This is a genomic window from Candidatus Wallbacteria bacterium (assembly GCA_028687545.1).
In the GTDB taxonomy this organism is placed as follows: domain Bacteria; phylum Muiribacteriota; class JAQTZZ01; order JAQTZZ01; family JAQTZZ01; genus JAQTZZ01.
This window is the reverse complement of sequence record JAQTZZ010000057.1, coordinates 1-25,696: the sequence shown is the minus strand read 5'-3', so window position 1 is coordinate 25,696 and position 25,696 is coordinate 1. Positions and strand designations below refer to the sequence as shown.

At 49.7% G+C, this 25,696-nt stretch carries 21 protein-coding genes; 8 read left to right on the top strand and 13 right to left on the bottom strand.

Going from position 1 to position 25,696, the window contains the following annotated elements; genetic code table 11:
* From PHW04_16485 to PHW04_16445, 9 genes are all read right to left on the bottom strand, one after another.
* On the bottom strand, positions 1-831 hold an 831-nt coding region (locus tag PHW04_16485), incomplete at its 3' end, for an ROK family protein (protein ID MDD2717489.1).
* Positions 832-1,094: 263 nt separating this feature from the next.
* The gene (locus tag PHW04_16480) at positions 1,095-2,348 is read right to left on the bottom strand and encodes a DUF5009 domain-containing protein (protein ID MDD2717488.1); all 1,254 of its coding nucleotides are present in this window, start codon (positions 2,346-2,348) and stop codon (positions 1,095-1,097) included.
* A gap of 188 nt (positions 2,349-2,536) precedes the next feature.
* On the bottom strand, positions 2,537-4,000 hold the full coding sequence (locus PHW04_16475; protein ID MDD2717487.1) for an N-acetylmuramoyl-L-alanine amidase: 1,464 nt from the start codon (positions 3,998-4,000) through the stop codon (positions 2,537-2,539).
* A gap of 161 nt (positions 4,001-4,161) precedes the next feature.
* Positions 4,162-5,964, bottom strand: coding sequence for a Na+:solute symporter (locus PHW04_16470; GenBank protein ID MDD2717486.1), 1,803 nt, complete (start codon positions 5,962-5,964; stop codon positions 4,162-4,164).
* A gap of 20 nt (positions 5,965-5,984) precedes the next feature.
* Positions 5,985-8,855: a DUF1343 domain-containing protein gene (locus tag PHW04_16465; protein MDD2717485.1), complete on the bottom strand. Its 2,871-nt coding sequence runs from the start codon at positions 8,853-8,855 to the stop codon at positions 5,985-5,987.
* Between the two features lie 8 nt (positions 8,856-8,863).
* Positions 8,864-10,417: an SIS domain-containing protein gene (locus PHW04_16460; protein MDD2717484.1), complete on the bottom strand. Its 1,554-nt coding sequence runs from the start codon at positions 10,415-10,417 to the stop codon at positions 8,864-8,866.
* Between the two features lies 1 nt (position 10,418).
* Positions 10,419-12,065, bottom strand: coding sequence for a sodium/solute symporter (locus tag PHW04_16455; protein MDD2717483.1), 1,647 nt, complete (start codon positions 12,063-12,065; stop codon positions 10,419-10,421).
* Between the two features lie 167 nt (positions 12,066-12,232).
* Positions 12,233-12,907: a hypothetical protein gene (locus tag PHW04_16450; GenBank protein ID MDD2717482.1), complete on the bottom strand. Its 675-nt coding sequence runs from the start codon at positions 12,905-12,907 to the stop codon at positions 12,233-12,235.
* A gap of 66 nt (positions 12,908-12,973) precedes the next feature.
* Positions 12,974-13,912 carry a hypothetical protein gene (locus tag PHW04_16445; protein MDD2717481.1) on the bottom strand — a complete coding sequence of 313 codons (939 nt, stop codon included), beginning with the start codon at positions 13,910-13,912 and terminating at the stop codon, positions 12,974-12,976.
* Positions 13,913-14,079: 167 nt separating this feature from the next.
* Here PHW04_16445 and PHW04_16440 point away from each other — a divergent pair, with 167 nt between their 5' ends.
* The 5 genes from PHW04_16440 to PHW04_16420 all read left to right on the top strand — a co-directional run bounded on the left by PHW04_16440 (position 14,080) and on the right by PHW04_16420 (position 17,067).
* Positions 14,080-14,937 carry a hypothetical protein gene (locus tag PHW04_16440; GenBank protein MDD2717480.1) on the top strand — a complete coding sequence of 286 codons (858 nt, stop codon included), beginning with the start codon at positions 14,080-14,082 and terminating at the stop codon, positions 14,935-14,937.
* 335 nt (positions 14,938-15,272) lie between these two features.
* Positions 15,273-15,806: a GNAT family protein gene (locus PHW04_16435; protein ID MDD2717479.1), complete on the top strand. Its 534-nt coding sequence runs from the start codon at positions 15,273-15,275 to the stop codon at positions 15,804-15,806.
* Complete coding sequence (locus tag PHW04_16430) at positions 15,803-16,351, top strand: DUF3592 domain-containing protein (GenBank protein MDD2717478.1); 549 nt, start codon at positions 15,803-15,805, stop codon at positions 16,349-16,351. The genes PHW04_16435 and PHW04_16430 overlap by 4 nt, the downstream gene beginning before the upstream one ends.
* Positions 16,329-16,814 (top strand): GyrI-like domain-containing protein, encoded by a 486-nt coding sequence (locus PHW04_16425; protein MDD2717477.1) that lies wholly within the window; start codon positions 16,329-16,331, stop codon positions 16,812-16,814. The genes PHW04_16430 and PHW04_16425 overlap by 23 nt, the downstream gene beginning before the upstream one ends.
* A 64-nt stretch (positions 16,815-16,878) precedes the next feature.
* The gene (locus PHW04_16420) at positions 16,879-17,067 is read left to right on the top strand and encodes a hypothetical protein (protein MDD2717476.1); all 189 of its coding nucleotides are present in this window, start codon (positions 16,879-16,881) and stop codon (positions 17,065-17,067) included.
* Positions 17,068-17,091: 24 nt separating this feature from the next.
* Here PHW04_16420 and PHW04_16415 read toward each other — a convergent pair whose 3' ends face one another.
* From PHW04_16415 to PHW04_16405, 3 genes are all read right to left on the bottom strand, one after another.
* A complete protein-coding gene (locus PHW04_16415; protein ID MDD2717475.1) occupies positions 17,092-18,957 on the bottom strand; it encodes an ABC transporter ATP-binding protein in 1,866 nt (621 codons plus the stop codon).
* Positions 18,954-20,681, bottom strand: a complete 1,728-nt coding sequence (locus PHW04_16410; protein MDD2717474.1) for an ABC transporter ATP-binding protein — start codon at positions 20,679-20,681, stop codon at positions 18,954-18,956. Before PHW04_16410 ends, PHW04_16415 begins: the two co-directional genes overlap by 4 nt.
* Positions 20,682-20,802: 121 nt before the next feature.
* On the bottom strand, positions 20,803-22,434 hold the full coding sequence (locus PHW04_16405; GenBank protein MDD2717473.1) for a peptide-binding protein: 1,632 nt from the start codon (positions 22,432-22,434) through the stop codon (positions 20,803-20,805).
* A gap of 37 nt (positions 22,435-22,471) precedes the next feature.
* On the opposite strand from PHW04_16405, the gene PHW04_16400 reads away from it, so the two are divergent.
* Positions 22,472-23,293: a formylglycine-generating enzyme family protein gene (locus tag PHW04_16400; GenBank protein ID MDD2717472.1), complete on the top strand. Its 822-nt coding sequence runs from the start codon at positions 22,472-22,474 to the stop codon at positions 23,291-23,293.
* Positions 23,294-23,313: 20 nt separating this feature from the next.
* Here PHW04_16400 and PHW04_16395 read toward each other — a convergent pair whose 3' ends face one another.
* On the bottom strand, positions 23,314-24,105 hold the full coding sequence (locus PHW04_16395) for a hypothetical protein (protein ID MDD2717471.1): 792 nt from the start codon (positions 24,103-24,105) through the stop codon (positions 23,314-23,316).
* Between the two features lie 175 nt (positions 24,106-24,280).
* Here PHW04_16395 and PHW04_16390 point away from each other — a divergent pair, with 175 nt between their 5' ends.
* Positions 24,281-24,499 carry a DUF2281 domain-containing protein gene (locus PHW04_16390; GenBank protein MDD2717470.1) on the top strand — a complete coding sequence of 73 codons (219 nt, stop codon included), beginning with the start codon at positions 24,281-24,283 and terminating at the stop codon, positions 24,497-24,499.
* Positions 24,496-24,891 carry a PIN domain-containing protein gene (locus PHW04_16385; protein ID MDD2717469.1) on the top strand — a complete coding sequence of 132 codons (396 nt, stop codon included), beginning with the start codon at positions 24,496-24,498 and terminating at the stop codon, positions 24,889-24,891. The genes PHW04_16390 and PHW04_16385 overlap by 4 nt, the downstream gene beginning before the upstream one ends.
* Positions 24,892-25,696: the final 805 nt, after the last annotated feature.

Genomic DNA, 25,696 nt, shown 5'->3' with positions numbered 1-25,696 from the left:
TGCCAGAGCAGCAACTTCGCCGTCATTGGCTACTTCGAAGGGGACATTATCCCAGCGTTCCCTGAGATTGAAGAAAACCCTGCGGATATGTTTGTCGAAATCTTCTTCGCTCAACCCGCGGTACAAAGATCCGACGCAGACTTCATTGTTGATGTATACTCCTGCCGCGCTGCCCCCGATTGCGTCAACTCTGGGAAGATGTTCTGCTGCACGCTTGAGGCTGTCATTGATGCCTTCGATATGATATTGAGGATCTTTCTGAAAATAAGGGCTCCAGGCGATTTCTTCTGAAAATACAACTTCTCCCTCGATCAGGGCCGCACATTTCCGATCGCTCCCACCCAGGTCGAATCCGATCCTGCAGCCTTCCAGATTACGGCCCAGAGCAGTGGAAAAGCTATTTTCAACAGGCATTTTCTCACTTGGCAGAGATTCGACTTCAATTCTTTTCCCGAAAATCCTCCGGCCGATGAAGTCCCAGTCAAAGCTTCTGGCTCCATTCCGGCTGTATATTTCCCCGATTTCCCTGGTCATTTCCCTGTCCCCGTCCAGAATGATCTTGTAACCGCCCTTCTGCCAGAGCAGAAATTTGATCAGCCGTTCGACATACTTGATGTTATACGGTTTGTTTTTTTCCGTGTGGGGTAAAATGGCAGTTTTGAAGAGGAAAACAGTGCCATCCAGCCTCTGCAGGGCGATGGTCAGGGGGGATGACTTGTTTTTCCTGGCTTCCTTGCGGAATTCCCGATTCCAGAGCACAGCAGGCAGAAAATCAGGCTCCAGCTCAGGCTTAAATTTCATCACTTTCAGGACACTTTCATTGATTTTCATGGCTACCTCTTTATTTGTTATCTCGTCGCTTGGCAAATTTTGTGGTGTGCAGCCAGATGTTATGCGTGGCATTGATTTGTGGCGGGTCCTGTCTCTGCGTCTGAAGCTGTTGAAAAACCCTTCGGGTTTTGTTACAGCTTCAGACTCCGGCCACCCCACATAGCATGGTGCGAATACAGGGAATTTGCCAAACTTATTCTATCAAAATTACCTTCCTGAAACTTGTAAACTTACCAACTTACAAACATCAAAGAAATCCCAAGTCAGATTTTTATAAATATCTTCTTTCTGTATAACAGCCACATCAGAAAAGTCCAGAACGAGATAAAACAGATCGCATAGATCAGGGAAGCATTGTAGTCCGACCACCAGGTAGACTGGCAGAAATGGGTAAAAAACCATTTCTGGATAGGGATCGTCTTTCCATCAGCCAGCAGGAATTTGTTGAGGGATATCTCCCTGGCGAACAAGCCGGAGAGGAAGAAGACCGTGATGGCGTTGGTGCCGTGGTAGAGGAACGGCTGGGTACCGAGCTTGAAGCCCATGTAGTCCGTGTACCAGTAACAGAAGGCCAGAAAGATCATGCCTAGCCCGGTTGTCCAGAGTACATAGGGACTTGACCAGAGAGCTTTGTTAAAAGGCATGAAGGCGGATAATATATAGCCTGTAATGGCAGTGGCAGTGCCATAAGCGAACATGGTCATCAGCATCTTTTCCGGTTCATTCCTGCGGCGCAGCAGACAGCCGCAGAGAATGCCTGTGAGCGAGGTGGCTATGGCCGGGAATGTGCTGAGTATGCCTTCAGGGTCGTAAATGCCTTCGCCGCCTGCCCAGATGTGTTTTCCCAGGACAATGCGGTCGATGTAGGCTGCCAGGTTGGCTTCCTTGGAATCAATATGTCCCATACCGAAACCAGGCACCCAGGCCAGGGTCATCACCAGGAAATAGCCGACCAGAATGATGGCTGTAATCGCTGAAATGGATTTTGTATCTACTTCAATGCCCTGATCAGTTTTCCTGGTGAACTTGATGTAGATCAGGGATGCTGCCAGGTAGCAGAAAGCGATCCTCTGCAGCACTCCTGTCAGGCGGATCATACCCACACCTGCCCAGAAATCGGCCATTGTCTTAGGCACCATGCTCATGTGAAGGTGAAACCAGGAACCATCCTGGATCTGAAAGAGTGCTGCGGGCAAGGTTCTGGTCATCAGGGTCCATGAGGCCAAAATCAGACCTAGCCCATATAGAGACAGTGAGCGTCTAACAATGCCGGCAATCATACCTTTCTGATCAGGCTCCATTATTTTCTTGTCCAGCGAGAGTTTGATCGCCACTCCGACTATGAAGAGGAAAAAGGGGAAGATCAGATCTGTGGGAGTGCAGCCGTTCCAGCTGGCGTGGTCGAGGGGCTCGTAAACAAAGCTCCAGGAACCCGGGTTGTTCACGATCAGCATGCTGGCTATGGTCAGCCCTCTGAAAACGTCAAGAGAATCCAGTCTTTTCTTGGTTTCTGCCATTTGATCGCCTCGATGGTTTTATGGGTGAATTTGGAATATTTTACTACATATCAAAAGGAAATATCAATTCTGAGAAGTATATTTCAATACCTGGATCTTGTTCTGAACAACAGACCAGTAATCCGCTGTTTCCATGCCCAAACGCCAGATCCCGATGCCATTGAGATTCTGCTGATTTTTCCCGGGGTCTACTTCACAGTGAGAATGCTTTTGTGGATATAGCCTGTTCTGCCGTCAGGTATGATCACCTTGTACCAGTTTTCTTCTTCCAGCCCCATCACTTTGACTTCAGTGCCGTTTTTGAGTGTGGTCAGGACTGAATAACTGCTATCCGGACCTTTCCTGACATTTGCTACTCCGTCCGCAGAATCGACGACACCTGTTTTATAGGAAGGATCAGGTGACGGAGTAGGTGTCGGATCCGGAGCGGGCGTAGGGGCGGGAGTCGGGGCCGGGTCAGGGGTAGGAGCAGGTGTATCTTCTGTGATCAGGCCCATCAGCTTGTCCCAGGGACAGTCAGCCGGGCAGTCTGTGTTGCAGCCAGGCATCTCCATGTGGCCGACTATGCCTGGGAACTTGTGTTTCTTGGCAATGCCGTATTTATCGCAGAAAAATCTGGTCAATTTCGCTGAATTCTTCAGCATGATCTCGCTGTCCCACCATTCAGGGTGAGTGGCAGTCACTTCATGCTCAATGCCGATTGAGCGCTGATTGTTGGATTGGCCGTTGGTGGCTCCGCAGGACCAGGCGGTATCGCCTGCCTTGATCACCTGGGAGATCTCGCCGTCCGAATTTCTGATCACAAAATGCGCGCTGGCATTAGCGCTGGAATTGTGAAACCAGGAAATGGCTCCAGCATAAGTTCCGACACCGACGTAATGCACAACCCAGGTGTCAATGCTGTGAGTACGGCCTGAGGTGTAATTGCAGGTGCTGAACGCTGCCACTGCACCGGGATAATCCACAGCCGTGGCAGTGGCGTCATCAGTGAGCGGGTGATACTTGGCCAATGAATTGAGGTCAATCTCAGGGCAGGCCTTGATTACCACATCCTGATTCAGAATGTTGACCTCAGATACTCCGTTCTTGAGATATTCGAAATAACGGATAGCCTGGCTGAATTTCAGGGTTGCGCTCCCCAGACCGGTTATTTCCTCGACTGCCTTGAACCAGTCTTCAAGCCTGATTGTTCTGAGATTTTTCTGCTTGGCGTAAAAGGAGAGCAGGGCAGCTGAACCGCGGATATTCTGGCAGGGATCGTCCTTCAGGGTCTGGCGTGATACTCCAAGCAGTTCTGATGCCTTGCCCAGAGTATCCATATAGGAGTTTTCCACCAGATGCATCATGCCCCAGCCGCGGTCTATGCTCGGCCCGATATGCACCCAGTTGTTCTCCAGGTATCCGATCACCTGCAGGAGATTCACTGGTACTGAAAATTCGGCTGCAGCATCGGTAAACATTTTCTGGACTTCCTCAGGTGCCACCTGGGAGAATTTTTCCAGATAAAATGACCAGAGCCTGGCATCTTCCTGATCGGCGTCTGTCAATGGTTCAATGGCATCCAGAGCAGCCCTGTAATCATAACCCTGGGCATGAAGGTTGATGCAGAAGAAGAAAACTGCGGTGATAATGAAGTAGAGACCCGGCTTCATGCTTTTGTACTCCTAACTCTTATAGTCTAAACTGCCTACTAATTAACATTATCACTCCTGAAAAGAGGTTACTCAAGTTACAATTTGTTACAATATATTACAGGTTGCAACAAACAACCTCACTCAGGAAAACAGGTTATTCTCTGCACTGCAGCACCTTATCAGTCGATCACTTTCCAGCCCCGCTTGTTCAGATCCCAGTAAATCACAGATCCACAGACTGCAGCTAAGATCAGGAACACAATGCCTGTGCCTGTAGCGCCGAAGATGATTTTCCCGACTCCGAAGAGAGTCAGATAAATCATGGTGCAGCCGCACGCATAATCCAGCAGATTGTTCAATCCGTCAGTCGGAGGTTTGACGTCAGTGGCTTCTGCAGCGATCGGACCCCAGAGCATGGCATTGGGCCGCACCTTGCGATAGAAGGAGAGAAGTTTTTCCCTGCTCTCAGGACCTGTCGCAAAAGTTACAGCCAGCCAGACGATCGTGGAAACGATTACAGTGATCAGGATCAGCCAGGCGTTCTGGGAAGGATCGTCTGTGCTCATTCCAAACATATACTGCAGTACCATGGACATGATGAAAGACGTCACCATGGCTGAGACTTCGCTCCAGGCATTGATTCGCCACCAGAACCAGCGCAGGATGAAGACGCTGCCTGTCCCTGCTCCGATTGCCATCAGGAATTTCCAGGCTCCTGAAATAGAGTCCTGGTAATATGTGACAACACAGGACATTACCATTAAAAGAAGCGTGGCGAGCTGAGATACGTTGATGTAATGCTTCTCTTCGCGTCCTTTAACCATGAATCGCCTGTAAAGGTCGTTGACAAGGTATGATGCACCCCAGTTGAGCTGAGTCGCGATTGTGGACATGTATGCTGCTGCAAAGGCAGCGATCATTATGCCGCGCAGCGCGACAGGGAAAACATTCGGATCCACGATGGTCTTGATGAAGCCTGATTCCTTGTCCACCAGAGTAGGATAAAGCACCAGAGATGCCAGGGCTGTCAGAATCCATGGCCAGGGGCGAACCGCGTAATGGGCGATGGAAAACCAGAGCGTGGCCAGCAGCGAATTCTTCTCATCCTTGGCGCAGAAAATGCGCTGGGCAATGTAACCTCCGCCACCCGGTTCAGCTCCTGGATACCAGGTCGCCCACCAGGTGACAGCCAGGAATACGAAGAACGCGATCATCGGCATCCAGGCTGAACCTATCTCAGGAGTAAATGAAATTATCGATCCTGTACCTTTCTGAGAACTGATCTCCGAGAGCTTAAGGATCAGCTGGTCCATGCCGCCCACTGACTTGACTGAATAATAGGCCAGCACAATCACCATTCCCATTTTCAGCACGAACTGGAACACGTCTGTGACCAGCACTCCCCAGAGTCCTGAGATTGTAGAGATGCCTGCTGTGACGAACATGATCCCGAAGACTACGATCAGAGCCTGCATTTTGGGCTCCAGCGGGATTCCGGCAAATGTGGCAGGCTGAAAATCGAAGATCATCATCAGGATCTTGACCATAGCCAGGTTGACCCAGCCCAGAATGATCAGGTTGACCGGCATTCCGAGGTACAGTGCCCTGAACCCGCGCAGAAAAGCCGCTGCCTTGCCGCCGTAACGCAGCTCGGCAAATTCCACGTCTGTCAGCACTCCTGAGCGCCGCCAGAGACGGGCGAAGAAAAACACGGTCAGCATGGCGGACAGCAGCATGCTCCACCAGAGCCAGTTGCCTGCTATTCCATAAGAAGCCACCAGGCCTGTTACAGCGAGAGGCGTATCTGCCGCGAATGTTGTTGCCACCATGCTGGTGCCTGCGAGCCACCAGCTCACTTTTCTGCCGCCTGCAAAAAATTCCTCTGTTGATTTTTGCGCTCTGCTCCTGTAATAAAGCCCGATCAGCAGATTGATCAGAAAGTAGGCCGCGATAACTGCCCAGTCAAAGAAAGTGAGTCGCATGTTGATCTCCTTATTTTTTCTTACTTATATATAAGATATTGCTGTACCTTTGTGCCGAATTCTTCTGATTGCCTGTCGATCATGGCGAATATGTCGGAGAGGCTTTTTCCATTTTTCAGAAAATCCCAGCCTGCGATTTTATTGATGAAATCGTTTTCCAGAAACTGGAAATCTTTAGGATACATGTTTTTGACTGTATGGATCATTGCGAAACCGGTCTTGACCGGGTTGAAAAGTCTGCGATTCAGCACATGCACCTGCACTCCCTGGCAGGCTTCGTCCTTGCATTTGCTGAAACTCGGTTTAAAGGAGGCGGCTCTGAATTTCACTCCAGGCAGATTCAATCCATTCAGTTTGTCTGCCAGGTCCAGGCCGTCGATGAAAGGGGCTCCGATCAGTTCGAAAGGCCGGGTGGTGCCGCGGCCTTCAGACACGTTCGTGCCCTCGAAAATGCAGGTGCCTGAATAAACTACCGCAGTGTCTATGGTGGGCATGTTTGGGGATGGCATGACCCAGGTTTTTAACCCTGTATCTTCATAATACATGCTGCGTTGCCAGCCGCTCATTTGAACAACAGCCAGGTTGCAGTTGATTTTGAATTCGCTGTTCAGGTAACCTGCGAATTCACCGATCGTCATGCCGTAGCGCTGGGTGATCGGATACATGCCTACAAAGGATTTGTATTTCAGGTCCAGCAGATTTCCGCCGACAAACCCGGAGACAGGGTCAGGCCTGTCGAAAACCACAAACTTTTTACCGAGTTCCGCGCATGCTTCCATGCAGAGTCCCATGGTATTGATGTAAGTATAAAATCTGGCGCCCACATCCTGCATGTCATATGCCAGGACATCCACATTCCTGAGCATTTCAGGAGTAGGTTTCTTGGTGTCTCCATACAGGCTGAAAACCTGCAGACCGGTGCGCCTATCCTTTTCCACCCCGATCGTATCTCCGGCCTGCACGCAGCCGCGGATGCCATGCTCCGGAGCGAACAGGGCCGTCAGATTGACTTTTTTGAACAGGACATCGATTGAGCTTTCAAAATTGCTGTTGATTCCGGACTGGTTTGTGACCAGCCCTATCCGCTTACCTTGAAAAATGTCCAGGTTGCCTTCCAGGTTATCGATTCCCAGCCTGACTGGAAAAGTGTGGTCTGAGTTTACCGCGACTTTTTCTGCCGAAACTTTTATTGAGGAAGTCTTCAGCGTAGATTTCGCGGGGATCGTCACAGGCAGGATCCCTGCAGGTTCGAATACTCCAAAAATCGCTTCCAGCCCGGCTGTCAGATTGGCCTGGGTCTTCTCGCTGCCGTAAATTGCGAGGCAGGTTCCGGCTTTGGGCAGATACATGCTGTCGTAAGGGGATCTGATCGCCAGCACCGCGTATTTTTTTCCTTTTTCGTTCAAAAGGTCGATCAGCGAGTTAAAGCTGTTGATTGCAATTTCCGGATTTGCTCCCCGCCCGAGATTGTATGTGGCCAGGACGATCGAATCCTGGGACAGTATTTCCTTTTTCTGATCTGCAGTGGGAAAGTCTTTGTCCAGCAGGCAGTATGCAGTGACCTGGCCGCCGTCTTTCAGGAAAGAAAGAGAAGCTGCGGCTTTCAAAGCATCCAGAGCTTTCCTGTCATTGCTGATGAATCCGATCCGCCCGTCTGCGGAAAGAGGAAGACTCCCGTTATTCCTGACCAGAGTGACTGCCTTGACTGCGATCAGTTTTTCCACTGCCAGGTGGGTCTTGCACTTTACCGATGCCCTGGCTTTCACGACAGCTTCCGGGTCAGACACAGCTTCGAAAAGCCCGTATTCAGCTTTCAGCGAGAGAATCCGTTTCACTGATTCGTCGATTCTCTTTTCAGTAATTTTTCCTGATTTCACTGCAGATGCAATGGCTGCGACAATCGCGGGCGGATCGCTCGGCATCAGGAGGATATCCGCTCCTGCCCTGACAGCCATCAGGCTTGCTTCGATTGTGCCGAAATTGTCGGCTATCGCCTTCATGTTGAGCGCATCAGTGACTATCACTCCCTGGAAGCCGAGCTTCTTGCGCAGGACTCCGGTGAGTATTTTATCCGACAATGTGGCAGGCAGATTGATCTTGTCGCCTGTCTTTTTGGAAACAGCAGTGGAAGGATCGAGAGCAGGGAATGTGACATGCGCAGTCATCACAAAATCTACACCCTGGGTAATAATGGCTTTGAAAGGTACGAATTCGACTTTGGAGACCCTGTCCCAGCCGTGAGGGATTGTCGGCAGGTCCAGATGCGAGTCTGTGCTGGTGTCCCCATGCCCGGGGAAATGTTTGGCTGAAGACATGATCCCTGCCTCATGCAAACCCCGCATGTATTCGACGCCGTATTCAGCGACCTTCTGCGGGTCTTCACCGAAAGATCGTTCGCAGATCACAGGGTTTTCAGCATTATTGTTCACATCCATTACCGGCGCAAAATCAAGGTTGAATCCGAGTGCTTTGATTTCAGTGCCGATCAGCCGGCCCGATTCCTTTGCATAAGTGGGGGAGCCTGTGGCGCCGATTGCCATGTTGCCGGGCATGTTTGTGGCGCATGCCAGTCTCGTTACTCTGCCGCCTTCCTGGTCCAAAGCAATGAAAGGAGGTATTTTTGAAGCTTTGCGGATCGCATTGTTCAAGCTGATGACCTGATCAATTTCTTTCAGGTCTACTGCGAACAGGATTACTCCGCCGGGGTTGAAATCCCTGATGCGGGAACAGATCACAGCTTCGCGCTGGTCGTCAGGAGTATTGTCAGGGATTGATGTCAGAATCATCTGTTCGATCTTCTCTGCCAGAGTCATGTCAGCCATCAGTCCGGGAATGAATCCGTCCGGAACTCCAGCCATGGAAATTGAAGCTGCCGCAAACAGCAGAAACATGATAATCCTCATGATGCCGCACCTTCCCTGGTCTGATGATTGGATGCGAGCAAGCGGTTGACTGTTTTCAATACGATCGGTTCATTATGACTGAGGGTTTCAATCTCCTCGAACAGAGCATAAGCCGTTTCCTCGTAACTCGGTTCAATTCCCTTTGAGGAGAGCAGATGCCGCACATATCGGATCGAGCGGTCGATCAGCTTGTTGTTGCTCGGCCTGACCCAGATCATGAAATTGTCCTGATAACGATCCAGACGGCCCATGATCAAGGTGGAATGGGTATTCAGCAGCAGCTTGAGCAAAGTGTGTTCAGCCAGGATCGACAATCCTGCGACTCTGATTTTTTTCTCCTTGCCTTTAAAGCTGAAAACCAGATCATCTCCCTGGCGTTTGACACCGAAGAGATGCAGTTTGGATGGTTTCACTTTTTCTTCGCGGTATTTTTTGATGTTTTTACTGAAATCAAAGCCCATCAGGTATTCGGTGGAAAGTTCCTGCCTGCCGTCCCAGTTCAGCGGTCGCGGATCGCGCTGGAAAAGCCTGTGCCAGGCAGAGGGGGAATTATCTACATCAGGATAGCAGATGTAGCAGAGAGAAGGTGGCGGGTTTTTGTCAAGTACATTCTCGAACGGCAGCAGGCTGAAAGTGGGTGCCCGCTCCGTGGAATCCGTGAGGATCGTAATTCCATAATCATTGGTTTCGTATAAAATGTAGTCTTTGTCCCTGTAAGTAGCAGATTCCAGTTCAATGAAATCGCTGAGAAATGAGAAGTCAGTCTCAGAGACTGCTTTTTCCATTCTGGAGATCTCGGCATCCAGATCCTTCCGGTCCCCGCCCTGAAAGAGAGCGAGACCTGCTGCAGCCATCTGGATCGTGCTGGCCTGCATCCTGGTGCTGCCTGAGAGAGCCATTGGCCCGCAGGACAGGTTGATCTTCACTATTCCCGGGTTTTCGATTACTTTTCTGGACCGCTCGATCGGGGTCAGATCTTTGTCAGGGTTGCAGTAGAGAAAATACGGTTTGCGGCTTGAAATCCTGGTTGCTTCCTCGGCTGCTCCGATCACGAACGGAGTTTCACCGCCTTCTGTAATTGCGACCATCAGGTCGTTCTTTGAAAATCCCAGACCCAGCATCTGCCTGGCAGCGTATTCAGGATGATCCTCGAATTTCTCGATGGATTTGATGATGGCGCTGTCTCCGCCGGCCATCATGCCGAAAACTGATTCTCTAAGTTTAACCGGACCCTTCATTCTCCAGAAATATTCCAGGGAAAGCGAAAGCCGGCCTGTAGCACCGCAGCCGGCCAGGAATACTCTGCCGCCGCTTTGGAAAGTATCCTTTATTTCATTGCCAAGCCTGGCGATTTCTTCAGCTTTGGACCTGAGGACATGGAAGAGGGCCAGGTCGAGTTCCTTGAGGACGGACACAGCCCTGGGAAGATTGCTGTTGGCGAGTTTGGACATTTCCATGGTCTTGGGGTGCGGTTTTTCAGTGGTGATTTCACCTAACCTGAACATATGTGAAAGCGCTAGGTACTGGTCAGCTTTTTCTCTGGGTGTCATCTCAAGCCTCCTTTGGCGTTAAAACAATTTTGTTGCAGAACGGGGTTAGGAAATAGGCGACTGCCATGGAAATAGTGGTTCCTATGAAATACAGCCACGGCCAGAACACCAGATTGTAGAACACGATATAAGCCATGATCACTGAAGAGACGATCATTCCGGAAACAACGGGTGTCTGTGATACAGCTGCGCTGACTTTTTCGGAAGAGAGCATTCCTGCGAGCAGGATTCCGGATAAGACTGCAGCAACTGCGAAGACCGCAGGTTCAGAAATGTGACTCTGGAATACCAGATAGAACAGGAAAGCAGAAACCAGGGTCAGGGCTCCGATAATCGGTTTTCTGAATCGCTCATCATTGATGCTGATGGTATAGAACATTGCTCCCAGCACTCCCCCTCCGGTAATTCCTAAAAGACCCAGAGCCAGATTCAGTATGATGGCTACATCCTGGCTTAAGACAGCGATCAGCATCAGAAGCACGCCCCAGAGTATGGTGTTGTTCTTTGATACCTTCACGTAATATTCTTCGGACTTGTTCGGGGCCAGGTGCTGCTTGTGGATGTGAATCGTGTAGAGCGAGGAAAGGGCGTTGAGGGCAGAGGATGTGCTGCTCATCACAGCTGCGATAATGGCAGCGATCATGAAGCCTTTGACTATCTCAGGCATCTCGGTAATTATGAAGACAGGAAAGATATAGTCTGCCTTGAATTTTCCGGCGAGGTCAAGAGGCTGGATCAGGAAAGGATGGCTCTGATAATAAACCCAGAGCATCAGGCCTGTGATCAGGAAGGTCAGGAAGAGCGGAAAGATGATGCAAGCGCTCATCAGCATGGATTTCTGGCCGTCGCGCAGGTTCCTGCAGGCCAGCACGCGCTGTACGAGGAGCTGGTCAGCTCCGTGGGTCATGGTGCAGAGGAAGAAAGCTCCGATCACGCCCATCCAGATGTTGATGTCAGGGCCGGCCATTTTGAAGGTGGAGTCGAAGAATGTCCATTTTCCGGCATCTGTAACCTGCTGGATGATAGTGTGAAGTCCGCCGTCGATCCTGGTCGGAATGTAGCAGATGGCCAGCAGGGCTCCGCACATGAAGGTGAAGAACTGAATCACATCGTTCCAGATGACGGCTTTGATGCCGCCCCAGTATGTATACAATAGGGTAATGATGCCTGTCACGATGATGGCATTGTTGATTGAGATGTTCAGGCAGAGTTTGAGTGGAATCGCTGCCGCATAAACTCTTACGCCTGCGCCAAGCACTACTGCGACCATGATCAGGACCACTGAGAGAGTGCCTGAGGCAGGGCCGAATTTGCGGTAGAGAAGCTCGTTGCAGGAATAAACTTCATGACCGCCGAAATACCAGGGCAGAAGCACGAATGAGATGAAGATTCTGGCCAGCACATAGCCTAGCACTATCTGCAGGAACGTGAGATTCCCGAGATACGCCATGCCCGGAATGCTGATCACTGTGACAGCGCTTGTTTCAGTAGCAATGATGGACAATCCGACAGTCCACCAGGGCATGTTCCTGTCTCCGAGCAGGTAGCTCTTGGTTGAGCCCTGTGATTTGCGGCCGAAGAAATACCCCAGCCAGAGCATGCCTGCGCAATAAAGCACGACGACCAGCCAGTCAATGGCAGTAAACATACGATCCTCCCCCGATTTCTATTTTATCTGCTTCTTTATTCAAGAAGCATTTTACCTTAAAGTAATTTATTTTTCATGTCCTGAAAAATCCGAACTTCTGATTCATGATATTTTATGGAGAAGAATTATTACAATAACTCAGGCGCAGCAAAACGCGTCAAATGGATTCACTCGATCAGGATGTCGATATCTTCCGCATAGTCAGGCAGCAAGTCTTTGAGAGCTTGAATAAAACCGGCTTCCCTGATTCTTTTTCTGGTTCTGACCGCGAAATCATAAAAAGTGTAAACCACAAGCAGCGGAACACCGATTAGAAACACTGCAACCAGGCTGGGGATCAAAGCGTCTTCAGGAGCGCCGCCTGTCAGCAGGTGCCAGGCCAGGCCGCCTGCTGCCGGAAGAGCGATGAACAGAAGCAGCAGTTTGGCGATCCGTTTCAGGCTCAGACTCGTGCTGAAGGGATGAACAAGTTTTTGATCCTCAATTACCGGAGCATTTTTCTTCTTTTTCCGGTCAGCGAGATTGGCTGCGACAAAGTAAATTATGATCGCCGGGATTCCGAGACCAAGCGAACTGATGAAGAAATCTACCGCCATTTCTTCGGATGGTTCTGAGCTTGTAAAAAAGCACCATAAGATTCCGATCAGACCGCAGCCGATCAGAATCAGGACTGAGTTGCGGAGGGATTTATAGTCTCTTGGAGCCCCATAGTACTTCTTATGCTGGGTGAAAGTGTCTTTGAGGAAAAGTAGATTATCCAGGGGCTCATAGAAACTCCTGGCGATCCTGAGGATGATCCTGAAGAGGCATTTCAGCTTTCTGTGTTTGTCGCTGCAGTCCATATTATTACTCTGATTTCTAAGGCTGGGACTTGCTCAGATGATAACATTAAATTCAGGAAGATAAAATCATCTGCCTGTGCCTGTGACTCCGAACAGGTCGTGAAAGGCCAGCACCCGGCAGAAGGATATTACCGGCAATCCAGTCAACAACCCTGCCATCCCTCCGATCACAGCCAGAATCAGTCCCAGGGCCTTGAATCCTGACAACAGAATGAGCAGGCCCGGGATCGTGCCTCCAAGCAGGCAGATCATTCCGAAGCCGGCCAGAGAGAAGCCCAGGGAAAAGAAGTAGAACAGGTTCGCTGAAACAGCGGCAGCGCTTCCTGCGAGAGCTGCAAAGGAATTCAGCCGCCTGTCTATCACCAGTATGTCTGCGAACATGAAGAGGGACATGATGATTATGTTCGCGGCAAAAGAGAGCACCACCAGAATCACTCCTGTCAGAGCGCTGGACGGACAGAGGTATGCGCATCCGCACAGGCATGCTGCGCTCAACAGGCAGGAGCCCAGGGTTTCAAGTAGAAAGACCCCGCAAAGCGGAAGCAGGAAATGGAATCCGCAGAAAACTGCTTGAACCCCGTTTTCCCGCCCTGCGACAATGTTCAGGCCAATGGCGTAGAATCCGCAGATCAGCAGATAGCCGGTCACCTGAATCAGAATTGTGACGGGATCTGTTAGTTCAGAGAATGGATTCATGAATGCCGGACTTTTATCATAGTGGCAAAATTCCATTAACAGAATAAGGGCCAGGAGACCAAGATATATCCCTCCGACAGGGGCTATGTTCTCTCTCAATATTCTGAATCCTGCAGAAATGTAGTGGTTAAATCTTCCGGTTTGGGATGCGCTGATCTCCATTCTGTCGAAAAATATATCGCCTGAAGGCAGTGGAGAGTTTTTTGAGCATCTGGCAGGCCCGACAAGAACTGAAGTCGGATTCCCGCAATTCGGGCATATTTCCACGCTGTCCTGGTAAAACTTCCTGCATGATCCGCACTTTCTCATGGCCTCCCCCTGATTCAATTATGATCAGAACCAGGGCATTTACCGATCAATTTCCCGCAACAATCCGCAACCATGAAGAGGATGGATAAAAAGCCGGATAGCTTGAAGGAAAGTTGAATCAGAACTTAGAATTACTTAATATTATTATAAACAAATGGTGGACCAGAGTGAGCATACTGAAAAAAATCGTTTTATATTTTATTCTAGCTATTGTAATTCTTTTCCTTTTATCTGAAATGGATGATAATCCTCCGGACCTGAACAGCAGGCGGCTTAATAAAGCAATGCACTCGATGCCTGCTATGCGTGATACTATCATTCAATATCAGGGAAAAGAGGGCAGAAGGCTGGAAAATCTGAACTTTCTAGTCCCTAAATATACTTCTGAAATTAAAAATGATCCCTGGGGGAACCCATACACGATGTTGGCTCAGGATGGTGTGTTAATCTCAACCGGGCCGGATGAAAAGATGAATCTGGAAGATGTTGCGGACCCTGTCAATCGTGACAATCTCATCGTTTCTTATTTGCCTCCGCTGGCCATTTCCGATGCGCAGCAGACAGTTGATCTCAACAAAAACGGCCTGCTGGACAATGACGATGTGATTACAATCTACTTCTGCAAAACTCCATATACGCCGGTTGCTGCTTCGGCCGGCGGAGCGGACTTCACTTTCTGGGGCAGGCCGGAAATTTCGCAGACCGGGGAGATTAGGTTTACGGTCTTTAATCCTGATTCCAGAGATAAGGGCAGGGATGTGAACGGGCTTTCCAATGCTGATATTGGAAAGCTTACTGTGCTCGAACCTGGACCTGGAGCCGGACCAGGCACGCTCAACGGGAAGTACGATTTTGTCAATCTTAAAGTGGCAAGGGATAAAAATGTTCCTTTTGAAGCGGAACTTTTTGTAAGATTTGCAGATTCGGCAGTCTCTTGGCCCTGGTCATCCCTGAAGTATGCTGACAGACGGCATAATCTTGCAGTTCAGGCGGAAACCTGCATTAAGATAAAAAAACCTCTCTAAAATCACCTGCGTAATCAGTACAATTTTCGATTTATGGTATGACCTTAAAAACCATTTTTAGCAACTGTCATAATAAAAGGCGTTCTTTGAATTAGAGCGCAGGCGACCTTTATCGAACACCGAGACGGTGAAACCTCATTATGCCATGTGAAAACCCGACTCTCATTCAAAGATCGAGGCTAGCTCTTTAGATTTGATATTCATTATGACAGTTCACTGTCAAAATAAAACGAGTATTTTGACAGTGAACGCCATTTTAGCCTCAATACGGAATGATTGCCGGATGAAACCATGCTGAATTGACAAAGTAAAGACTCAGGGGATAAATTTGGTCGATGCAGCTTGATTACTTGAAAATCACCAATGACGATGTTGAAGAACTGGCCCTCTGGCTGGCCGGTGACAGCTGGCCTTTTCATGGCTATTCCAGGCCTGATCCGGAAAAAATCCGGCAGAGCTTTGCCGAAGGTTATTACACAGGGCCTGAGGTGGAAACTTACTGGATTCTTGGCCATCAGGAAAAACTTGGCATGATCCGCATTTTCGACCTTGAGGATCCCACTCCAATGTTCGATCTGCGGGTGAGAAGCCAAAGCCGGGGGATGGGAATAGGATCTGCTGCCCTCAGATGGCTGACTGATCATGTGTTCAATTCATTTCCGGACAAGATCCGCATCGAAGGCCACACCAGATGCGATAATATCGGGATGCGTAGAACATTCCTGAAATGCGGATATGTGCTGGAAGCGAGGCACAGGAGCTGCTGGAGATCGGAAAACGGCAGGTTTTTAGACAGTGTCGGATATGGCATCACAAGGCATGACTGGGAGACAGGAACAATTACTCCTGTCGAATGGGACGGTGAATGAAAATAGGATCTTTCATCTTGAAATGGCGCAGAGCGATCATGGCTGCAGCAACTGTTTTTACCGTGTTCGGCTATCACTGCCTGAGCGATTATTACGGAACCAGAAACTGGAAGCCAGGCACAGGCCTGATCGTGAAATCAGAACTGAAATCCAAATGGATGATAAGTACAAACCCTCGCAAAAAAAAGTACCTTGATGTAGCTTATGACTATACTGTCAATGGCATGAAATACCGGGGCACTCAGTTCATGCTGGGTGTCAATGAGTTCCCACGCGGGGATACCTGCGGAGTCAGCCATGAAATTATTATCTACTACAACCCTGACTATCCTGATCAGGCAGTGGCTTTTCGACCTGAAAGCAGCATGAAATGGTGGATTATAACCTCAGTGAGCACAGCCTTGCTGATTATCGGATCCGGCATATCCATCTGGAATCTCTTCTTCAGAAAAAAAACCGGTCCAGGATTTTTTGGGACAATCAGCCTGCTCAAAGGGCGTTTGCGGCGAAAAGAAGGAGCAAATCAACATGGAACCAAGAATTGAAACTCTGGCTGAAAAAAAACTGATTGGAATGCGGGTAACGATGTCTTTGCTCGACAACAGAACTGCTGAACTCTGGAAGTCGTTCCTGCCTCGCAGGAAAGAGATCATCAACCCTGTGTCAGCGGAGATGATATCAATGTCGGTTTACGATGCGCCACTCAGGGCAGGCGATTTGAATCAGAGATTTGAAAAATGGGCTGCTATGGAAGTTTCTGATTTTGACTGCCTGCCTGATGGAATGGAAACATTTACACTGGAAAAAGGGCTGTATGCTGTTTTCCACTATATCGGACTTGCCAGTGACAGCAGGATATTTGTTTATATTTTCGGGACCTGGCTGCCAAATTCGGAATATCTGTTGGACAACAGGCCACATTTTGAGATACTGGGTGATAAATACAGGAATGGGGACCCGAATTCAGAAGAAGAAATATGGATACCGATCAAACCGAAAAATATCTGAATTGGCCATTACATTAATAAACCCAAGATTACAGACAAACAGAGATATTAAAAAAGGTGATAAAATGAAATGCTATTTGTGCGGGACTGCTATCCAGAATTACAATCCGGCATTCCACCAGTTAAAGATCGATGAATCCCATACTGCAGATATCTGCCAGGTATGCATCGATAAATTTGTCATCTGGCAGCAGGGCAAATTCGCCCGCCTTTTTCCTACGACTGCTGCGAAAAAAAGGTTCAAAAAGAGTTGACCTGATAAGGTGAATTTTGGGTTTTCAAATCCCCACACCTATGAATTGAGCCCGGTACAGCTCGGCATAGCAGCCGCCGGCTGCAAGCAATTCACCATGGCTTCCCTGTTCCACGATCCTGCCCTCGCTCATCACCAGGATCCTCTCAGCATCGCGGATGGTGGACAGCCGGTGGGCGATCACGAAACAGGTCCTCCCTTTCATCAGGGCCTTCATGGCTCTCTGTACCAGGAGTTCGGTTCTGGTGTCCACGCTGCTGGTGGCCTCGTCCAGGATCAGGATAGCCGGGTCTGCAAGCAGTGCCCTGGCGATGGTGAGCAGCTGTTTTTCGCCCTGGGAGATGTTGGTGCCTTCCTCATTGATCATTGTTTCATAGCCGTCTGGAAGAGTGCGGATGTAATGATCGGCCTGGGCTGCCTCTGCTGCGGAGAGGACCTCGGCCTGAGTCGCATCAGGCTTGCCGTAGGCTATATTCTCGCGTATGGTCCCGTGGAAAAGCCAGGTGTCCTGCAGCACCATCCCGAACATCCGGCGCAGATCTCCCCGGCGTATCTCCTGGATGCCGGTGCCGTCCACGGAGATTCTGCCCCCCTGGATTTCATAGAAGCGCAGCAGCAGATTGACCAGAGTAGTCTTTCCGGCTCCCGTGTGCCCGACTATTGCTACAGTCTGGCCTGGAAACACATCAAGGTTCAAATCAGGAAACAGGATTCTATCCGCTGTATATCCGAAACGGACATTCTCCAGGCATAACCTTCCTGCCACGAAAGGCAGCGACTTGCAGTCCTGGCGGTCAGGCTCCTCTTCAGTCTCGTCCAGCACCTCGAAGATCCGTTCCGCTGAAGCCACTGATGACTGCAGGGTGTTCACGATTTCGGCCGCCTGGGCGACAGGCTGAGTGAACATCCTCACATACTGGACAAAAGCCTGCATGTCGCCGATCGCCACTCTCCCGCGCACCACTAAAATGCCCCCTCCCACATAGACCAGGGCATAGCCCAGATTATTGACGAAGTTCATGGCTGGAAAGACAAAACCGGTGATGAACTGGGCTTTCCAGGCGACACTGTAAATTCTTTCATTGATTTCGGAGAATCTCTGCAGGGACTTTCCTTCATATCCGAAAGCCTGCACCACTTTGTGACCTGTAAGCATTTCCTCCACATGGCCGTTCAGTTCCCCGAGAGCCTTCTGCTGGGCTGCGTAAAACTTCTGCGACTTTTTGGCAATGAACATTGTGATCAGAAAGGAAAGCGGCAGGGTGAGGATTGTGATCAAAGTAAGCAGCGGGCTGATCATGAGCATCATCGACGCTGCTCCGACAATCCCTATAGTTGAAGAGATCAGTTGCGGCACTCCCTGCTGTACTGTAGTACTTATGTTGTCCACATCATTGGTGATCCGGCTCATGGTTTCTCCATGCTTGCGGGAATCAAAATAGCACAGCGGCAGCCTGGACAGTTTTTCGTCCAGATCCCTGCGCAGATTGAAGACGATCCGCAGAGCGACTGAGGCCATGGAACGCTGGGTAAGATAAGTGAAGGCAGCATTCGCAATGTTGAGCAGGGCAAGCGCAGCCAGAACCCTTGCGATATATGGAAAATCGACAGCAGCTCCTGGAGCATGGGCGAGCTTTGCTGAAACACCGGTGAACAGTCTGGTGATCGCCATTCCCAGGATTTTCGGAGCTGAAGTGGCGAGACTGGTGTTCAGAACAATCACGGCAGCCAGGAGTATGAGCATTGCGCGGAACGGCTTCAGATACCCGAAAAGCCTTCTGACGGTTCCCCGGAAATCTCTGGCCTTTTCCACAGGGGCGGCCAGTCCCATCATGCCCCTGCCGCGGCCGCCGAACATTGTCGAGCGTGGATCTCTGCGCTGTCCGTTCATGTCCGCTCATCCTCCGCCAGCTGGGAATTGACGATTTCCCTGTATACCGGACAGCCTGCAAGCAGATCTTCATGCCTGCCCAGTCCGACGATCCGGCCCTGATCAAGCACAATGATCCTGTCCGCATCCATCACTGTAGTCACCCGCTGCGCCACGATGAAGACTGCGGAACCGGAGATTTCCTTCCGCAGAGCCGAGCGGAGAACTGCTCCGGTCTTGAAATCCAGAGCGGAAAAACTGTCGTCGAAAATGTATATCTCAGGTCTGCGCAAAAGGGCGCGGGCGATGGAAATCCTCTGCTTCTGGCCGCCGGATAGATTCTTCCCCCCCTGAGCGAGCAGAGTGGTGTAACCGTCGGGCATTTCGGAGATGAATTCTGCTGCCTGCGCAGTTTCGGAAGCCTTGCGGATCTCTTCGTCAGCGGCTTCTTCTCTGCCGAATCTGATATTTTCAGCCACAGTTCCTGTAAACAGAAGCGCTTTCTGGGTCACTAGTCCGATTTTAGAGCGCAGTTCCTGAAGCGGCAGCTCCCGGACATTCAAGCCGTCCACCAGCACTTCACCGGATCCTGCATCGTAGAATCTGGGGATCAGGCTCATCATGGTTGACTTTCCTGAGCCGGTGCCTCCGATGACCGCAGTGACCTCCCCGGGACAGGCGCTGAATGTAATGCCGTTGAGGGCAGGCTGCCCGGCCCCGTGATAAGTAAAACTGACATTGCGGAATTCCACGTATCCCTTTTTCCCGCTCTTCTCGGGAGCGCCTTGCGGATCCCGGATCTCAGGCTCGAGATCGAGCACCTCGTTGATGCGCTGTGCGGAGACCTGGGCGCGCGGGATCATGATGAACAGGATAGAGCCCATGATCAGGGCAAACAGGATCTGCAGCACATACTGGATGAAGGCCATGATGGCGCCGACCTGCATGTTGCCGGCTTCAGCCCGCAGCCCGCCAAACCAGGTGATGGCGATGGTGGTGATGTTCATGCAGAGCATCATCGCGGGCATGAGCAGGGAAACTATCATCGCCAGGTCAAGCGCTGTAGCGGTGAGATCCCGGCTGGCTCCGGCGAAACGTGCTGCTTCGAATGCCTCGCGATTGAATGCCCTCATTTCCCTGATGCCGGTAAGTTTTTCCCTGATCACCAGGTTGAGGCGGTCCAGACGGGCCTGCAGCAGACTATTGAGAGGCAATGCTTTCCTGGTTACAGTCCAGACGATCAGCATCAGAAGCGGCACCACCAGCGCAAAGACCAGTGACAGTTTTGGGTCAAGAGCTACGGACATCAGAATCCCGCCCACGCACATCACAGGGGCGCGCAGCATGGTGGTCAGCATCATCTGCAGCGACTGCTGCACCTGGGTCACATCATTGGTGGTCCTGGTGATCAGCGATGACGAGCCTATCCTGTCATATTCGGCGAGCGAAAAGTTCTGGACCCTGGAGAAAAGCATGCTTCTCAGCGTACGGCTGAACCCGTTGACGACTCTTGCCGAGAAAAAGCTGGACATCACTGCGCAGCATACTCCGGCCAGCGCGATCAGCACCATGTAACCGCCCATCCTGAAAATGTATGCTTCGTCGCCTTTCATGATGCCGATGTCCACAATATCTGCCATCAGGGTGGGCAGGTAAAGATCTGTAAGCGACCGCAGGAAAAACAGGAAGATCACGCCTGTTATCGGTATGGTATATGGCTTCAGATGGCGGAAAAGTTTCAGCATCAGTTTCCCGTTTTAGAGGTGAATAGGTGCAGAATACTGCATCAGCCTGAAAAATTCCAGTAACAGCCTGATTTTCCGGATTTTCAGGGATAAATTTGCCTGTAGGCTTTCAGGTCTGGAATCACTGATTCCGGTCGATCGAATATTTCTGCTGCTGCTTCGGCACATACCATCTTGTGTAATTATGGAATATTCCGGCTGGAGATGCTTCCACCCCCCTGAATCTGTTGCTGACTGCCACCAGATTGTCAGGGGAGCAGAGAAAGGTATAGGGCTGGTCATTGTAGATAAGCTCATGCAGCCTGTGATAGATCCTGATCCGTTCCTCTCGATCGAGCGTGGTCCTGCCTTTCTGGCACAGGTCGCTGACTTCATCGTTTTTATATCCTACACAGTTGCGTCCGCCTTTTGCCCCGGGAATCGGTGATTCAAACCAGTGGAAATAATAATACAGATCAGGATCTGGCAGCCCGATCTCGTCCAGCAGTATGTCAAAATCCTCATGGTGCCGTGATGTGAGCAGGGTCTGCATGTCGCAGGCTTTCAGGGAGACTTTGATCCCGATCTCCTTCCAGAAGCTCGAGGCCATCCAGGCAGTCAGTTCCAGAGCCTTGTTTCCAGTGATAAAGATTATCCGGCAATCGAATTTTCTCCCGTCTTTCTCCAGAATCCCGTCTCCATCCAAGTCTTTCCAGCCTGCTTCGGAAACAAGGAGCCTGGCTTTTTCCGGGGAATAAGGCAGTATTTCCATTGTGCTGTTGTAAGCCCAGGAGTTTTTGGGCCACGGCCCGTCTGTAATGCTGGCGCAGCCCCGGAATGCCTCTTTGATTATCGCTTCCCTGTCCAGGGCCATGGTCATGGCTCTTCTGACTCGCAGGTCATTGAAGAAAGGACCTCGGCTGTTGTACCCGATCCAGGTGATGCGGCTGGGACTTGGATACCTGATTAGATTGTACTGAGTGCGGAAATTCTTGTTATCCACCTGCTTGGCATATTGATCAGGGGTAATATAGAGTATATCCAGTTCCCCCCTGAGCAGGGCCAGAAATGCGGTGGAAGGATCAGGGATCACCCTGAACACGTATTCCTGGATGTATGGCCTGCCTTCAAAGTAATTCTCCGAAGCTTCCAGCACCAGTTCTTCTCCGCTCCGCCATTGCTTGAAGCGGTAAGGACCTGTCCCAATAGCCTTGTTCTTGTATTCAGGGGCGTAGATGTTGTCATGGGTCTTGAAAACATGCTCAGGTATCACAGGCTGGGCGAACTGCCTGAGTGCAGGGGCGAAAGGCATCTGGTAATGGAAGCGCACTGAGTAATTGTCCAGCATTTCCAGGGTCTCCACGAACTGGGCAATATAAAAGAGCTGGTTGGAATAGGTAAAAAAGGCGTCTTTAGCTGTAAACTCCTCACCGTCGTGCCATAAAATGCCCTGCTTGAGCCTGAAAGTGATGGTCTTTCCGTCTGCAGAGATTTCCCAGGTTTCAGCCAGGTCAGGTACAGGTTCGCAGTTTCTGTCCAGTTTGACCAGCCCCTGATAGATCCTGGAAGTCACACGGGTCGTGGCTGCGTCAGTGGAACCGTATGGCTGAAGGCCAAGTGCGTCCGACACGACTCCTTCGACCACAGCATCTCCGAAAGCTGGAGATGAGTCCTCTGGAATTTTCTCAGTGCCTGTCTGTTCCGGGCTGCCGCATCCGGAAATGGTCAGAAAGGCCAGCACAACCGGAACAAGAGCAAAAGGGTTTTTCCGCATCAGGAATATGATATCATGAAAGATAACAGGCGAATCAATGTTCAGGGATAAAGTTCTGATTTTCAAGCTCTTTTTAAATATTGTTCAAGCCTTTTTTTTAAGTCAGGTTTTCCCCGGCACTTGCCTTTATGCGGCAGCAGGCAGCAGGGAAACAGGTCTGCAGGCATTTTATGAACGTCCGCCTGAGCGGAATGTGAGAATAGCCGAAAGTGTGGAAATGCAGTTCTGCCGGATACCTGGCGGGGAATTTCTCTGGGACAGCCCTGAAAATGACGGAACAGGTCAGTCCGAGCAGCAGAAAGTCAGCATCGCGCATGGATTCTGGCTGGGAAAGTACGAGGTGACCCAGAAACAGTGGCAGGCTTTAATGGGAACAAATCCCAGCGCTTTCAAAGGGGAAAACAGGCCTGTGGAGCTGGTTTCCTGGCATGACTGCCTGGAATTCATAGATAAACTGAATCGCAGGACAGGGAAGAAGTTCCGCCTGCCCAGGGAATCCGAATGGGAACTGGCCTGCAGGGCAGGGACTGATACAGGGTATTACTGGGGAAACAGCATTGCCGAAGAGGGGGACTACTGCTGGTCAGGATTGAACAGCAAAGGCCAGACACACTGTGTAGGCGAGAAGAAGCCGAACAGATGGGGACTCTACGACATGAACGGAAATGTCTGGGAATGGTGCCAGGAATCCTCAGGCTGGGACAATTACATAGACCTGCCCAGGGGAAGATGGTATGTGGCGCGCGGCGGATCATGGTTTACTTTTGGCGAGAGCTGCGGGTCTTCGATCAGGACCTACAATTCGCCTGACAGCAGATTTGACGACTTCGGATTCCGCCTGGCCTGCGACGAACTGTAGCACTGCAATGGACAGTGATTTTATTTGCTTTTCAGGATACTCTGCGCTTCTATGGGAATCTCGATCTTCACTTTACCGTAAAAATAGGTGCTGACTGAATTGCTGACAGTCTCGATCACCTGTTTTTTATCTTCCATAGTCAGAGTCAGCAGACTCTTGAAATTCTGAGCTACTTTCAAACGGCTGAAGTCTGATTTGCCGAGCCAGTGTTTTGACTTGTATTCCAGCACTTTAACTTCTGTAGATATGGCCGGATTGGCTGCGTAAGCCTTTTTTATCCCGAGGGCCATGCGCTCTTCTGCAATCGGGGCGGCTGAATTGCCTTCCGATTCGATCAAAACCGTCTCAATGCTTCCCAGCATTTCAGTGCCTGCAATAATCCATTTCGGCGCATTATTGTCAGTCTCAGGTACCAGTTTTTCGCAGATGAACAGATTACCCATATCTTTAGCCGCGACTTCAAAAGGTCCGGTCGGCTTCTGCCAGGGTTCGTCCCCCAGTTTCATGGCTGTAGATTCGCCCTGCCTGATCATGATCAGGGTCTTGCCGTCGAAAACAGTTGTCTGGCGCGCCAGGCTCCCTGCGGACAGGTCTATTTCTATGGTAATCTCAGATTTCTGGACAGGCTGTACCTCTCTGGTGCCGTCTTTTATGAGCGTAACTATCTTCTCTCCGACGTCAGTGCGCAGCAATGACGGAGCTGAAGCCACGAATTCCGAAGCCTTGTCCAGCATCTGGCGGGCAGTGAGATCAGCGGACATAACCGGGATCGACAGAAATACGGCAATCAAGCAAACAAGTATTTTTTCCATACAGCACCTCCAAAGGCAATATTCTATCCCTAAACCAATGCTCTGCGATATTTTCCCATGATATATCACAAAGCAATAAAAACATAGGGCGGACCGGAGAATTTGCTTTTTCCGCCATTTTTTGTCATAATTAAAAATAAGTTGCCATTAAATTGAAAATTCCGGAGAGAAATCAATGAACGGTCAAACTAAGCCTTTGAATGATTTGCTCGACAAGCTTCCTGTGGACCTTTACCAGGAAGTGCGTGATTTCATTGAATTTTTAATCAGAAAGAAATCCATAAATTCCTCTGCCAAGCCAGTTTTTGACTGGGCCGGCTCAGTGAAAGGCTTGAAAAATACCTCTGTCGAAATGCAACATAAGATTTCCGAGGACAGGCTGCCGGTAAGATGAGAGTTCTTGTAGATACCAATATCTTTCTGGAAGTCATTCTTGACCAGAAAAAGGCCAGGACTGCAAGGCAATTTCTTTCCAAGACAGGCAAGCACGAATTTTACATGACTGATTTCACGCTTCATTCGATTGGGTTATTCCTGTTCAACCAAAAGCAGTACACTGTTTTCAACAGATTCGTGGATGACATGTTTTTCAGGGCAGGGTTTAAATTAATTGCTCATCAGCCAGAATTGATGGAGAAGGTATCAGCGATTTCCAAGAAACTTCACCTGGATTTTGATGATGCTTATCAATATTTAGCCACTGAGAATTACGATCTTACGCTAGTAAGTTTTGATCATGATTTCGATAAAACTCCCAGAGGCAGAAAAGAACCTGGAGAAATATAATTCAATTAATTCTTTTTCCATACCTGCAAACATTTCCTCTCCCTTGCCTGAATCTTTCGATTTCTCCGCAAAATATTAATGTTTTGTATCTTTTTCAGATTGACTTCTCTGACAGTACGGATAAAATTGACTCAGAGCAGGGATCGGGGTCTGGTTGTTCTTTAAAAGCTGTTAAATCTGAACACAGTGAAGATTTTACAGCTTTTTAATCCCCGAAGCATCAGTGAAGCGGGACCAAATTTCCGCTCAAACCACAACCTGGCCCCATCGGTAGGAGATCACTTTCAGCATAAAACCCTGCAAAAACAAAGGCCCTGTTAAGAAAAAGCCACAGCAGGCGTAACTCAACTCCAAAGCAGCGGCAAGGTCGCAAGGCCTTGCCGTTGCAACATTGTTTCTTTATATTAATTTTTTATTGAAAATGAGTGGTAGCCTAAAAAAATAATATTGCAATCAGTCTTGTAGGCATCAATAATTAGACTAGAAAATTTGGAGGTATAGTATGAAGATGAGATGTCCCAATTCTGATAAATGTGATGGCAAGTTCCCATGGAATAGAAAATTAATACAATGTCGACATCATGGTGAACACGACATGATTACATCGGGTACACCCCAATGTGTTGTTTGTTTAAAAGCCAATCAATGTCCTAAAGATCCGAAAGTTCATTGCAGCATACATACGTCATCGGATAAGGGTATAGGGAATGATGGCAGAAGGCAACAGCAGCAAGGTGTTTCATAGGACGCCAAAGGCCATTTCAAGGAGTGATAACCGTTTGATATGCGGACTGAGCGCTTCATG